This window comes from Brucella intermedia LMG 3301 (assembly GCF_000182645.1).
Taxonomy (GTDB): domain Bacteria; phylum Pseudomonadota; class Alphaproteobacteria; order Rhizobiales; family Rhizobiaceae; genus Brucella; species Brucella intermedia.
This window is the reverse complement of sequence record NZ_ACQA01000001.1, coordinates 2447699-2461624: the sequence shown is the minus strand read 5'-3', so window position 1 is coordinate 2461624 and position 13926 is coordinate 2447699. Positions and strand designations below refer to the sequence as shown.

The window sequence follows — 13926 nt, the reverse complement described above, 5'->3', positions numbered from 1 at the left end:
CCGCGCGGGAAACCGTCGCGGCGTTTTTGTTTCACGATGTTTTGCCGAGCAATAGCCGCAACGCGTCGGCGTTTTCGACGGGCGGCAGGCACACATGCCCCTTGCAGAACCAGGCTGACGGACGTTCCGTCTCAGCCGTTCCGCCGGTGGGCAATTCTATCGGCTTGCCGGGCTCGAAACGCACGAACTTGTCGACACGGCGCGGATCGGGATTTCGATTCGCTATCGAAACAAGTTCTCCGGCATCGTCTTCGCTTGCTACGACCAGGGAGAGCGGTTCGGCAGCAAAACGCGCCGCATTCAATATGCCGATCTGCCCATATTGCTGGGCGAAGGCTCGCCCGAGCGCCTGTTCGATCAGCGCCTCATTGCTTTGATAAAGCTCGATATTGCCCGTCGCCAGAAACAGCCGGGTCAGCGCTTCGATGATCTGGCTGGTCGCGCTCGGTATTGCTTCGTCATAGTCGCCATAGGCGTGCAGGATGACATCGTCGGCATCGAGCGCCGAGAGGCGATAATTCCCGGTGCCATCCTTGTGAGCTTCATCGAGCGCCTGCTTGAACTTCAACGCGTCATCAATATAGGCCCGCTCACTCGTTGCTTCATGAAGGGCGATGGCCGCGTTGATCATCGCTGCATAATCGGTCGAAAGGGCAGGGTAGAGAAGCGAATTTTCCATGCGGCAATGGGCGATGCGGCCATCGCGGAAACTGCTCATTATGGCACGATAGGCATCGACCGCCAGATTGATCCAGTCCTGCCTGCCGAAGCTGCGGCCTGCTTCGGCCAGCGCCCGGATGGCGAGCCCGTTCCAGTCGGTCAGCGCCTTCTCATCCCGTCCGGGGCGTGTCCGCAATTCGCGACGCGCAAGCAGTTTCTGGCGTGACGCTTCTATCATCGGCGGCAGGATGGCGTCGTCATCGACCGCATGAAGGCGGTTCAGGATGTTGTGGCCTTCCCAGTTTCCGCCCTGCGTCACACCGTAATAGTCCTTGAAGGCTTTGCTGTCGTCGCGGAGCGCCTCATCGATCTCCTGTTCGCTCCAGACGTAAAACCGTCCTTCTTCGCCCTCGCTGTCGGCATCGAGACTGGAGGCAAAACTGCAATCGGACAGGCGCATTTCCCTGACCAGCCAGTCAATTGCTTCTTCGATTCGTAAACGAAACAAATCACTTCCGGTCTCGGCGAAAGCGTAAGTCGCATGGCGAATGAATTGCGCATTGTCGTAGAGCATTTTTTCAAAATGCGGCACCAGCCATTCGGCGTCCGTGGAATAGCGGCAGATCCCGCCACCCAGATGGTCGTATATGCCACCTTGCAGCATCACTTTCAGCGAAAGGAGAAAATTGTCGCGATGCGTTTCATTGCGGCCATAGAGCCAGGAGAGCCACAAATTGTCCATGAAAGGCGCATTCGGGAACTTTGGCGCTCCCTCGATCCCGCCGCGCACCGGATCGATCAGGCTGCCTATGCGTGTAGCGATCTCGTCAAACCGCTCGACCTCGTTCGTAACTGGGGTGATCTGCGCCGCGAGCCTGCCTTCCAGATGGTCGAAAACGGCTTGCGCATTATGGTTAATTTTCTCTTTATCCTTGTTCCAGAGATTATTGACCGCGTGCAGCACATCGACAAAACCCGGCATGTTGTAGCGCTTGTGCCGGGGAAAGTAAGTACCGCCCCAGAAGGGTTTGCCATCGGGGCGCAGAAACATGGTGAGCGGCCATCCGCCCTGCTGCCCCATCGCTCCCAGTGCCGCCATATAGATCTGGTCGATGTCGGGCCGTTCTTCGCGGTCCACCTTCACATTGACGAAGAGGGCGTTCATCACCGCGGCTACATCCGGGTCTTCAAACGACTCATGCGCCATGACATGGCACCAGTGGCAGGCGGCATAGCCGACCGAAAGCAGAATGGGCCGGTCCAGTTCCTTCGCAGCATCCAGCGCTTGCCTGCCCCAGGGCTGCCAGTGGACGGGATTATCGGCATGCTGGCGCAGATAGGCGCTCGGTTCATCGGCAAGGCGGTTGCTGCCAGCGAGGGCGTTGCGGTCGAACTCTGTCATAAGGCTTTTCTTTCACTGCGCGAATGAATATGCCATTCCTTCAGCACGCGTTGGCTGCTTTGTCCTTATGATTATAGGTCAGGAAACGGAATGAGCGAGATCGCTTTCCCGCAAGATACGATTTTTGCTTTGTCGAGCGGGCGTCTGCCGTCCGGCGTCGCTGTCGTGCGCATTTCCGGTCCACGGGTTCGATTCGTACTCGAAACGATACTTGGCGTCTTACCCACGCCGCGTCACGCGGCCTATAAGCTGTTCCGCGCCCGTAATGGTGACCCGATCGATCACGGCCTGGTGCTCTTTTTCCCCGAGCCAAACAGCTTTACGGGTGAGGATTGCGCCGAATTTCATGCGCATGGCGGCAAGGCGGTCGTCGAAAGGCTCTTGGCGGAGCTTGGAGAAATCGCCGGATGCCGGATAGCGGAAGCCGGAGAGTTTACCCGAAGGGCGTTTTCCAATGGCAAGATGGATCTGACGATTGCCGAAGGTCTGGCCGATCTGATTGCAGCCGAAACCGAGGGACAAAGACGGCTTGCCTTGCAGGTCGCTTCCGGTACGCAGCGCGAGCTTTATACGGAATGGCGCCAGCGTCTTTTGCGTGCCCGTGCCTTTATCGAGGCTGAGCTTGATTTCGCTGATGAAAGCGATGTGCCGGGATCAGTCTCGGAGCAGGTCTGGCAATCCCTCGCCCTGCTCAGGACAGAGATCGAGAGCCATATTGCGAGCGGCAAACGCGCTTCCATGCTGCGCGATGGGCTGCATGTCGTTATCGTCGGCGCACCCAATGCGGGTAAATCCAGCCTGTTGAATTTTCTGGCTGGCCGTGAAGTCGCGATCATATCGGAAGAAGCGGGCACGACCCGCGATCTTCTGGAGGTCAAGCTCGATCTAGGCGGCATTCCGGTCTATGTGACGGACACGGCAGGCCTGCGCGAAACGGAAAGCGTGGTCGAAAAGATCGGCATTGAACGCGCTCGCGCCCGCATGGCCGATGCTGATCTGGTTTTGCTGCTTGAAGATATGAACGACCCCGTCGCGATTGGAACGGATGATACGCCCGCCACTCTCTGGACGGTCGGCACTAAAGCCGACCTCAGCGAAAAGACAGATGGCGGGTGGTCCTACCGCATCTCGACGAGAACAGGCGAGGGGCTGGACGGCTTGCTCGCCGATCTGCAAAACTTTGCAGAAGCCCAGATTGGGCAGATCGAGGACGCAGTTCCTACGCGACAAAGGCATATCAGCCTTCTGCGTTCCACTGTCGTGGAGATCGACAAGGCGTTGAACGGGACCAATGTCCCGCTCGAGCTGCGCGCAGAAAATATGCGTCTGGCGTCACAATATCTCGGACGCATCACCGGCGATGTTGATGTGGAAGAAATACTCGACGTGATTTTCTCCCAGTTCTGCATCGGCAAATGATTCACGTGAAACAGGTGCATGACCGGCATTGAAGATTGTTTCACGTGAAACATCTGTGGAATCTCGCCGGAGCGATTGACTCGCTCATTCATTCATGAGTCGAACCTTCGCCGGGATTTCATCGCACCGTCAGCCGATTGGGTCTTCCGTTTGAAGTCCATTCGTGGCAAAGAGACATCTTTCTGAAACGGATTCGAGTTGCGTCAGGATGAACCTCATGAGTTCGACCGAAGCCACAGACTTTGATGTCATTGTAATCGGCGGCGGCCACGCGGGATGCGAGGCGGCTTCGGCTGCTGCGCGCGCTGGCGCCAGGACCGCACTGGTGACGCATCGCTTTGATACTATTGGCGTTATGTCCTGCAATCCTGCGATTGGCGGATTGGGGAAGGGCCATCTCGTGCGCGAGATTGATGCGCTTGATGGTTTGATGGGCCGTGTCGCTGACGAAGCCGGCATCCAGTTTCGCCTTTTGAATCGCCGGAAGGGCCCAGCCGTTCGCGGCCCTCGCACCCAGGCAGACCGAAAGCTTTATCGGCTTGCCATGCAGAAGATGATTGCCGCGCAGGACAATCTGTCGGTGGTCGAGGGCGGCGCCCATGATCTGCTGGAACAGGATGGGCGCATCACCGGTGTCATTCTGTCCGATGGGCGAACCCTGACATGCGGCGCTGTCGTCCTGACGACAGGCACGTTCCTGAATGGGTTGATCCATATCGGCGAGAAGAAGATTCCGGCTGGCCGCATGGGTGAAAAGCCCGCGCTTGGGCTTTCCGAACGTCTCACATCCTTCGGTTTCGCGCTCGGACGGCTCAAGACCGGCACGCCGCCGCGACTGGATGGCCGCACCATCGATTGGCAAAGCCTGGACATGCAGTCTGCCGATGAGGACCCGGTGCCGTTTTCGCTTATGACGGATCGCATCACCACGCCGCAGATCGACTGCGGCATTACCCGGACAACGCCGGAAACCCACGCCATCATTCGCGCCAATCTGCATCGCTCTGCCATGTATTCCGGCTCGATTGAGGGCATTGGACCGCGTTATTGTCCGTCTGTGGAAGACAAGATCGTCAAGTTTGGCGACCGTGACGGCCATCAGATATTCCTGGAGCCTGAAGGGCTGGACGACGATACGGTCTACCCAAACGGTATTTCGACCTCGCTGCCGGAAGACGTGCAACTCGACATATTGAAGACGATACCGGGGCTTGAAAAGGCGGTTATGCTGCAACCCGGCTATGCGATCGAATATGATTTCATCGATCCGCGCGAACTGAAGCGCAGCCTTGAAACCCGTAAAGTCACCGGCCTGTTTCTGGCCGGGCAGATCAACGGCACGACCGGTTACGAAGAAGCGGGCGCGCAAGGATTGCTCGCTGGGATCAATGCTGCGCGTCGTGCTTCTGGCGGCGAGCCCGTCATTATCCAGCGCACCGAAGCCTATATTGGCGTGATGGTTGACGACCTGACCTCGCGCGGGGTTAGCGAACCCTATCGCATGTTTACCTCGCGGGCCGAGTTCCGCCTGTCGCTTCGCGCGGATAATGCCGATCAGCGTCTTACACCGCTGGCGGACCGGCTTGGCATATTGGGACACGCCCGCAAGGAGCGCTTTGAAGCCCGCGAAGCGGCCTTGAGCAAGGCGCGGGTGCTGACCCAGTCGCTGACGATTACCCCCAATCTCGCTAAACAATATGATCTGCATCTTAATCAGGATGGAGTTCGCCGATCGGCCTATGATCTCCTGTCCTATCCCGAAATCGATCTGGACCGGTTGATGCCGATCTGGCCCGAACTGGACGCCATCGATCCGACAGCGCGCGAAGCTCTGGAAATCGAAGCGCAATATGCCGTCTATATGGATCGGCAGAAAAGCGATATCGCGGTCATGGAGCGCGAGGAACAACTGCTCATTCCAGCTGGGCTGGACATTGACGGGATATCCGGTCTTTCCAACGAGTTGAAGCACAAGCTCAAGCAGCGCAAGCCGGAAACGATTGCCGAGGCACAGCGGGTTGACGGGATGACGCCGGCAGCGTTGGCGCTTCTTATCGCGCAGATCAAGAAGTTCGGTTATCGCAATAAGGCGGCTGCAGAACTCATCGAAGGGCAGGGCGCTGCATGAGCGCCGATACCCGCTTTGAAAGCCTGAAAGCAATCGTACCCGCTGTTTCACGTGAAACAGCGGACCGTTTGATCGCCTTTGAAGAGCTGTTTCGCAAATGGTCCAAGGCGATCAACCTTGCCTCGCCTTCCACTTTGAACGAGCTTTGGACGCGCCATATCTTGGACAGCGCACAGCTTTTTCCGTTGGCGCGCGATGTCCGGAACTGGCTGGATATCGGCTCCGGTGGCGGTTTTCCCGGCATCGTGACGGCCTGTTTCCTTGCAGAGCAGCCAGGCGGCGCTATCGATCTCATCGAAAGTGCGGGGAAAAAGGCGGCGTTCCTGCGCACCGCTGCGGGACATTTGAATGTCCCGGCACGGGTTCATTCGGCGCGTATTGAAACGATGTGGCAGAAAATCGAGACGCCGGACGTGGTTACCGCGCGGGCATTGGCTTCGCTCGACGATCTTTTCGGCCTGACAGAGCCATGGCTCACCAGGGGCGCAAAGGCCCTTTTCCAAAAAGGTCGGGATTATCAGCGCGAGATCGATGAAAGCCGTGTCGGTTGGAGTTTCGATCTGGTACAACATCAAAGTGCTATCGATCAGGCTTCGGTCATACTCGAAATCACCAATCTTCGGCGCAAAGGCGCCTGAATAGCGGAAATTTCGAACGGGCGGACAGCAGCAAGGCGACGGTGATGAACAAAATGTCCAGGATCATAACCATTGCAAACCAGAAAGGCGGCGTGGGCAAGACGACCACTGCTATCAATCTGGCCACGGCATTGGCAGCGATTGGCGAGACGGTACTGATTGTCGATCTCGATCCGCAGGGTAATGCCAGCACCGGTCTTGGTATCGATCGTCGCAACCGGCCTCTGTCTTCCTATGACGTGCTGACGCAGGAAGCTTCGGTGCCCGATGCCGCCATGCCGACAGATGTTCCAAATCTCCACATCGTGCCGTCGACGCTCGATCTGCTTGGTATCGAAATGGAGATTGCCCAGTCAGCCGACCGCACGCGGCGCTTGCGCGACGCTTTGCGCTTCGATTCCGCCGTGGCCGAACGCTTTTCTTATGTGCTGGTTGATTGCCCGCCTTCGCTCAATCTTCTGACCTTGAATGCGATGGCTGCCGCCGATTCCGTTCTGGTGCCGCTGCAATGCGAATTTTTTGCGCTGGAAGGCTTGAGCCAGCTTTTGCAGACGGTCGATCAGGTCCGCTCGACCATCAATCCCGAGCTTTCGATCCAGGGTATTGTGCTGACCATGTTCGACAGCCGCAACAATCTCGCGGCGCAGGTGGTGGATGACGTTCGCGCCTTTATGGGCGAGAAGGTCTATCGTACCGTCATTCCACGCAATGTGCGCGTTTCGGAAGCGCCTTCGCATGGAAAACCGGCAATTCTATACGATCTGAAATGCGCCGGTAGTCAGGCTTATTTGCAACTCGCATCGGAAGTGATCCAGCGCGAGCGGCAGTTACAGGCGGCATAGAGCATGCCTCCGAAAAGTGGGAACGGTTTTCGGATAAAATCATGCGCAAACAACACCTTGGGGCGATTTCACTAAAGAAGCCGCTCCAGATCGATTCGACGACGAAACAATCAGGAATAAGCCGAGCGATGAATGACGATCCTTCAAAAAAGCGCCTTGGCCGCGGATTAGCGGCGCTGATCGGTGAAATCGACCGCCCTGTGGAAGAGCGCAAGGCGCCCGTTCCCATTGAACGGAACGTCCCGATTGAGTTCGTCACGCGCAATCCGCGCAATCCGCGCCGCATGTTTTCGGAAGGCGAGCTGGAGGATCTGGCGCAGTCGATCAAGGAACACGGTGTCGTGCAGCCGATCGTCGTGCGCCCCGCACCCGGCCAGCCCGACCGGTTCGAACTGATTGCCGGCGAACGCCGCTGGCGCGCATCGCAGCGGGCCGGTGTCGATACGATCCCGGTGATCGTTCGCGACGTCGATGACCGCGTGGCACTTGAGATCGCCATCATCGAAAACGTGCAGCGCGCCGACCTGAACGCGGTTGAAGAAGCGCTTGGATATCAACAGCTTATCGACAATCACGACTATACGCAGAACGATCTGGCGCAGGTCATCGGCAAAAGCCGCAGCCATGTCGCCAACACGCTGCGCCTGTTGAAGCTGCCGCAGCCCGTGCAGGATTTCATTGTCGATGGCGCGCTTTCGGCAGGTCATGCGCGAAGCCTCATCACGATGGAAAACCCGACCGCGATGGCGGAACGGATCGTCAAGGATGGTCTGTCGGTCCGTCAGGTCGAGGCGCTGGCCCAGGCGGAAGCCCGTGGCGAAGCCAATGCCAGGTCAGTCAAGCCGGGCCCGGTTGAAAAGGACGCCGACACCAAGGCGCTGGAAAAGCTGCTTTCTGATGTTACCGGCATGAAGGTTGAGATCAATCATCGCGATCGCGGAGGAGAGGTCAAGATACGCTACAGTTCTCTTGAGCAACTCGATGAGATTTGCCGCCGTCTCCAGAGCTGATTTGCAAAACAATAGATGATGATGAAAGCTCGTTGCCATATTGGCGGCGAGCTTTTTCGTTCATTTGAGAAAAATACTTGAAGTGATTGATAGATCATTTCCTGTATCGCGAGTGGAAATGCTCTATTCATTTGTTTTTACGCATTATCCAACGTAAAAACCGCTTCGCACTTTTGCTGGAAATGCTCTGTTATCGGCGCGCGTTTCGCAGGGCCTCGACGCTGATCGCCAGCAGGCACTGGCGAATGATGGGAATGGCGAGGCTCGCATTCTGGCGGCTTTCGAGAACGGCGCGCTGCAGGCGTTCCATGACGCGCGCAAGGCTTTCTCCGCTCCAGCGGCTGACGGCATTCTCGATCAGTTTCTTGCGGTTGAAGGAGATCGGCGGGCGGGTTGCAGCCACCACCACGGAGGCGCTTTTGCGCTCGGTGTCGGCAATATGGCGCAATGTCTGCACCTGCTGGAACTGGCGCATCGCCGTGTTGAGCAGCAGAAAGGGTGCCGTGCCGGATTTCACGACGCGATCGAAGGAAATTTCAAAACGCGGCAGGTCTCCCGCGAGAACCGCGTCGATCACCTCGTCGGTGGAAAGGCCCGCGACATCGCCCACCGCTTCGCGCACGTCATCGATATCGATGCGTTCCTTGCCGCGTGCATAAAGGCAGAGCTTTTCCAGTTCGCCGCGTGTGGCAAGACGATCACCGCCAAGGCTTGCGCGCAGAAGCTGGCGGCCGTCGAGCGTGATCTGGATTTTCCATTCGGCCAGAACGTCATCGATGACGCCATCGATGCCGCGGCTGTCGTCGGAATAGCAGGGCAGCGCCATGCCGGCGGGCGCGTTTTCGACGGCGCTGCGCAAACCCGCACCCTTCTTCAGATCGCCCGCTTCCACCAGAACGAAGGTTTCCTGCGGCGGCTCGGTCGCAAGCAGCTTGATCGCTTCGGCAAGCTTCTTCTGACCAGCAGCATTCTTGATCCAGATCAGGCGCTGTCCGCCGAACATGGAGATGGTGCGGGCTTCGTCGGCGAGTTTCGCCGGATCGGCCTCGATCTCGTCGGCTTCCATGCGAATGACGGCAAACGGGTCATCCAGCGGCAATTTGCTGGCTTCGGCAAAACGGCGCGCACGTTCGCTCACCAGCCCTTTGTCGGGGCCGTAAAGCAGCACGACCGGGAAAGAGCTCGTCGGTCTTGCCAGAAAACTATCGACTTCATTTGCTTTCTTCTGCGCCATGCAAACTCACTAGCGCAATTCGCCTTCAAACAAAACAGCCGCCGCTCAAACTGAACGACGGCTGGGAAACAAAGCTGTTTGCAAAACCTGAGTTTTGTTTGAGCCTGTCCTATTCGATCAGCAGCGCATCATCGTCCAGCGTCTGGCCGCGCACCTTGCGGAACATGTCGATGAGGTCCTCGACGCCCAGCGTCTTGCGCTTGTCGCCGGTGACATCGAGCAGGATCTTGCCGCCGTGCAGCATGATCGTCCGGTCGCCATAATCGAGCGCCTGACGCATGGAGTGCGTGACCATCAGCGCGGTCAGCTTGTTTTCGGCAATCAGCGTGCGGGTTAGTTCCATGACGAATTCGGCCATGCCGGGGTCAAGGGCCGCCGTGTGTTCGTCGAGCAGCAGAACCTCCGAGCCGGAAAGCGTCGCCATAATGAGCGAGAGGGCCTGACGCTGGCCGCCGGACAAAAGCTCCATGCGGTCATGCATACGGTTTTCAAGCCCGAGATTGAGGCTTGCCACCCGCTCGCGGAACCAGGCGCGGCGTTTGGAATTGAGCGCGTGGGTGAGGCCGCGCGACTTGCCGCGCGAAGCTGCCAGCGCAAGGTTTTCCTCGATGGTCAGCGTGCCGCAGCTTCCGGCCAGCGGATCCTGGAACACACGGGCCACCAGCCCGGCGCGGTCGGCGGTGGATTTGCGGGTCACGTCCTGCCCGGCGATGACGACCTTGCCGCCGGTGGGGATCACATCGCCTGCAAGAACGCCGAGCATGGTCGATTTGCCGGCACCGTTCGACCCGATGACGGTGACGAAGGAGCCCTTGTCCATGGTCAGGCTGATCTTGTTCAGGACCTGTTTTTCAAGCGGAGTGCCGCGACCGAAGACGACATCGAGATTGGAAAGTTCGATCATGCCGATGCTCCTCCGCGACGCAGGCGCGGCAATATCAGGGCGAAGGTGACGAGAAGGGCGGTCGCGATGTTGAGATCGGATGCCTGCAAGCCGAATGCCGATCCCTTGGAAAGCGCAAACTGGATGGCGATGCGATAGATGATCGAACCGAGCACGCAGCCAAGCAGGATGACCAGGATGAACCGGCTGCGCAGCAGCGTTTCACCGATGATGACCGCCGCAAGACCAACCACGATGGTGCCGGCACCTGAGGTCACATCGGCAAAGCCGTTGGTCTGCGCGAAGAGCGCGCCGCCAAGTGCCACCAGAGCGTTGGAGAGCGCCATGCCGAGATAGATCTGCCGGTCGGTGCGCACACCCTGCGCGCGCGCCATTTTCGGATTGGCGCCGGTTGCGCGCATGGCAAGCCCCATGTCGCTTTCCAGAAAGCGCCAGACGATGAACACCGCAATGGCAACCAGCACGAAGAGGAACAGCGGACGCACATAATATTCGGGGATGCCGTGGCCGAAGAACGGCGTCAGCATGGTGTCCTGGCTGATGAGTGAAATGTTGGGCGCGCCCATGACGCGCAGATTGACCGAGAACAGCGCGATCATGGTCAGAATGGAGGCAAGAAGATTGAGAATCTTGAAGCGCACATTCAGCGTCGCGGTCACGAGCCCGGCGGCGGCACCGGCAATCATGGCGATGATCGCGGCGAGCCATGGATTCATGCCTCCAAGGATCAGCACGCCGGTTACGGCGGCGCCCAGCGGAAACGAACCGTCAACCGTCAGATCGGGGAAATCGAGGACACGGAACGCCAGATAGACGCCGATGGCTACAAATGCAAAGACGAGGCCCAATTCGACCGCACCCCAGAAGGCGATCTGACTCACAATGTCATTCCTTGTTTCTCGCCGTGACCAAACGAACGATTTCCGCTTCAGCGCGGCACCGATCAACGGCATTGCGGAAACCGGAAATCCGGGTGTTCCGCTCGGCCAGCTTCAGTCACGACCGGTTTGTTCTGAGTTCGCTTCCGGTGTTCCTGCCACCTGAAACATTTCCCCGGTTTATGCTTGCAGCGAACCCGCATCCGACCGGGCGCAGCGCACTGCAAATTCCATTCACCGCATTGCTTGCGGTTTCTTGCTATATCGCTCTGGCGATACAACGCAAAACGCGGCAGCGCGCAAGCATTATCGCTGCAAGGCCGCTAAAAAGCGCTATTCTGTGGGAGTGTTACAACATCTGGCCCGGTTGATTTGGGTCACACTTCGGCGCGCGCCCGCCACAGCTCCCATGCGAAACGCGCCCGCACGCCGAGATCGAGGAAAGGCCGTGGCGGCAACCCGGTGGGGCTGCCGAGCTTGAGCATGTCGTCGATCAGCGGATTGTCGATATCGCAGGCCATGTCGGCGGCAAGAATGCCGCCTATCGTGCCCTTGGTGATGCCGACGCCGTTCTGGCAGAGCGATGTGTAGACATTCTTCGCAATCTGGCCGAAACCCGGCGCTCCATTGCGCGACAGGCAGATGAAGCCCGTCCATGTATGCTCCATATCGACCTTGGGCAGCATGGGAAAACGCTCGTCGAAGAGGCGCTTGTGCTCACGCCTGACCGTTTCACGGCGCGCATCCGACTGGCGGAGCGACGGGCAGAAATGCACGTTCTGCCGCACCAGTATGCGCCGGTCCGAGGTGAGGCGCATGGTGATGCCGGAAAAGGAATTGGCGGGCGTCAGCCCCCATGGCGCGATTTCGCCAATGGCCTTGTATTCGTCGTCGGAAAGCTTGCGGCTCAGGCTGGCATGGGCGGCGAAGTTGAGGAGCTTTCGCCTGAAAAAGCCGAACTGCTCGCCAAAGCCATTGACCGTAAGGATCATGGCCGGCGCCTGAATGCTGCCCTTTGCCGTCGTGATGTGGATGCGCTCGCCGTAGTCGATCCTGGTGACCGCGGAATTTTCGTAAAGCGTGACATTGCCGGGCAGGCTGTCGGCGAGGCCGCGCACAAGGGCAGCCGGGTTCAGAAGCGACGTGCCATAGGTGAAGATCGCCGCCTTGAAATGGTTCGTGCCAAGCCTTTTGGCCAGTGCATCGCCTTCGAGCCAGTCGAAGGGTTCCTTGAGGCGTTCCAGTTCCCTGACGGTCGGCTCAAGAACCTCGCGCATGCCCTGATCAGAAACCGCTGCGTGAAATTTTCCATCCTGCCGCCAGTCGCAGTCGATCCCATGCCGGTCGATCTGCTGTTTCAAATGATCGATGGCGGCGCGGGCCAGCGCACGATAGCTTTGCGACTTGGCCAGTTCCTCCATCGAGGAGCTGACATTGTGGGGCAGGTCGATGGCAAAGCCCGCGGCGCGGCCCGACGTGCCTTTCCCGACCTCCTGCGCATCGATCAATGCAATCCGGTCATTGGGACGGTTTCCGGCCAGCCGTCGCGCTGCCGCCACGCCCGCATATCCCGCGCCGAGCACGATCCAGTCGGCCTTGATATCGCCTGCCAGCGCCGCCTTCGGCGCGCGGGCTGGCAATATCCTGCTCCAGCCATTGGTGTTGTCGTCTGCGGGAAGAATGCGGATAGCGGGCATTTCGAAAACTCTGGTCAAATCCTGTCAAAGAAAAAGGCGGGGAGCGACCCCGCCTTTTTCCGTCATGCTGTATGTTTAGTCGATCTTGCTGGTGGCGCGGTCGATCACGGCCTGCGGGAATTCGACGCCCATCTTCTTGGCGGCGCCAAGATTGATGACGAGATCGGTGCCCTTGGCGATGTCGACCGGAATGTCGCCCGGCTTTTCACCCTTGAGAACCTTCACCACGACGGCGCCGGTCTGCTTGCCGACATCGTAGTAGTTGAAGCCGAGCGCTGCCAGCGCGCCGCGCTTGACCGAATCCGTATCGGCGGTGAAGAGCGGCAGCTTGCTTTCCTCGGCAACGCCGACGGCGCTTTCCAGCGCCGAAACGATGGTGTTGTCGGTCGGCACATACATGGCATCGGCCCGGCCGACGAGGGCACGGGCCGCGCCCTGGACTTCCGCCGACTTGGTGGCGGCCGATTCAACGATTTCGATGCCTTCGGCGGCAGCGGCTTCCTTCAGTGCCGCCAGCAGCGACACGGAATTGGTTTCACCGGAATTGTAGAGATAGCCGAGCTTCTTGATGTTCGGCATCACTTCCTTGATCAGCTTGATGTGCTCAGCCACTGGCGACATGTCGGACAGGCCGGTCACGTTGCCGCCGGGCTTCGCCATGTCCTTGACGAGCTGCGCGCCGACCGGATCGGAAACGGCGGTGAAGACGACAGGAATGTCGCGGGTGGCCGAAACGACGGCCTGCGCCGACGGGGTGGAGATCGGGACGATCACGTCCGGAGCTTCGCCGACGAACTGGCGGGCGATCTGCGCTGCGGTCGCCGGGTTGCCCTGTGCGGACTGATAGACGAATTTGAGGTTCTCGCCTTCCTTGAAGCCGGCTTCCGCCAGCGCGTCCTTCACGCCGTCGCGGGCGGCGTCGAGGGCGGGATGCTCCACGATGGCGGTCACGGTGACGGTGACGTCTTTGGCCTGTGCCGAGGTGGCGAGGGCCGTTGCGGCCAGCAAGCCCAGAAGCATAGCCTGAAATTTGGAACGCATGAAAATCTCCCCTGTTTTGGTGCGTTGCTTATCGGCAAACACCTTTTCTCCAATAACCTCAGATTGAAGGTTT

The 13926-nt window shown here is 58.9% G+C and carries 11 protein-coding genes; 5 read left to right on the top strand and 6 right to left on the bottom strand.

The window, feature by feature from the left end:
* Positions 1-31: 31 nt before the first annotated feature.
* Positions 32-2062 carry a thioredoxin domain-containing protein gene (locus OINT_RS11805; protein WP_006468043.1) on the bottom strand — a complete coding sequence of 677 codons (2031 nt, stop codon included), beginning with the start codon at positions 2060-2062 and terminating at the stop codon, positions 32-34.
* Positions 2063-2152: 90 nt separating this feature from the next.
* Here OINT_RS11805 and mnmE point away from each other — a divergent pair, with 90 nt between their 5' ends.
* The 5 genes from mnmE to OINT_RS11780 all read left to right on the top strand — a co-directional run bounded on the left by mnmE (position 2153) and on the right by OINT_RS11780 (position 8099).
* Positions 2153-3481, top strand: a complete 1329-nt coding sequence (gene mnmE / locus OINT_RS11800) for a tRNA uridine-5-carboxymethylaminomethyl(34) synthesis GTPase MnmE (protein WP_006468042.1) — start codon at positions 2153-2155, stop codon at positions 3479-3481.
* A gap of 217 nt (positions 3482-3698) precedes the next feature.
* Positions 3699-5609: a tRNA uridine-5-carboxymethylaminomethyl(34) synthesis enzyme MnmG gene (gene mnmG / locus OINT_RS11795; protein ID WP_006471000.1), complete on the top strand. Its 1911-nt coding sequence runs from the start codon at positions 3699-3701 to the stop codon at positions 5607-5609.
* The gene (rsmG, locus tag OINT_RS11790; protein WP_006468040.1) at positions 5606-6247 is read left to right on the top strand and encodes a 16S rRNA (guanine(527)-N(7))-methyltransferase RsmG; all 642 of its coding nucleotides are present in this window, start codon (positions 5606-5608) and stop codon (positions 6245-6247) included. Before mnmG ends, rsmG begins: the two co-directional genes overlap by 4 nt.
* 44 nt (positions 6248-6291) lie before the next feature.
* The gene (locus OINT_RS11785; protein ID WP_006470999.1) at positions 6292-7089 is read left to right on the top strand and encodes a ParA family protein; all 798 of its coding nucleotides are present in this window, start codon (positions 6292-6294) and stop codon (positions 7087-7089) included.
* A 128-nt stretch (positions 7090-7217) separates the two neighbouring features.
* Positions 7218-8099 (top strand): ParB/RepB/Spo0J family partition protein, encoded by an 882-nt coding sequence (locus OINT_RS11780; RefSeq protein ID WP_006470998.1) that lies wholly within the window; start codon positions 7218-7220, stop codon positions 8097-8099.
* Between the two features lie 190 nt (positions 8100-8289).
* Here OINT_RS11780 and holA read toward each other — a convergent pair whose 3' ends face one another.
* From holA to OINT_RS11750, 5 genes are all read right to left on the bottom strand, one after another.
* Entirely contained in the window at positions 8290-9333 is a 1044-nt protein-coding gene (holA, locus tag OINT_RS11775) for a DNA polymerase III subunit delta (RefSeq protein ID WP_006468037.1), read from the bottom strand.
* 109 nt (positions 9334-9442) lie between these two features.
* Entirely contained in the window at positions 9443-10237 is a 795-nt protein-coding gene (locus tag OINT_RS11770) for an ABC transporter ATP-binding protein (protein ID WP_006468036.1), read from the bottom strand.
* Positions 10234-11118, bottom strand: coding sequence for an ABC transporter permease (locus OINT_RS11765; protein WP_006468035.1), 885 nt, complete (start codon positions 11116-11118; stop codon positions 10234-10236). The genes OINT_RS11770 and OINT_RS11765 overlap by 4 nt, the downstream gene beginning before the upstream one ends.
* A gap of 374 nt (positions 11119-11492) precedes the next feature.
* Positions 11493-12812 carry an NAD(P)/FAD-dependent oxidoreductase gene (locus OINT_RS11755; RefSeq protein ID WP_006470996.1) on the bottom strand — a complete coding sequence of 440 codons (1320 nt, stop codon included), beginning with the start codon at positions 12810-12812 and terminating at the stop codon, positions 11493-11495.
* Between the two features lie 75 nt (positions 12813-12887).
* Positions 12888-13853 (bottom strand): ABC transporter substrate-binding protein, encoded by a 966-nt coding sequence (locus tag OINT_RS11750; RefSeq protein WP_006470995.1) that lies wholly within the window; start codon positions 13851-13853, stop codon positions 12888-12890.
* Between the last annotated feature and the right edge of the window lie 73 nt (positions 13854-13926).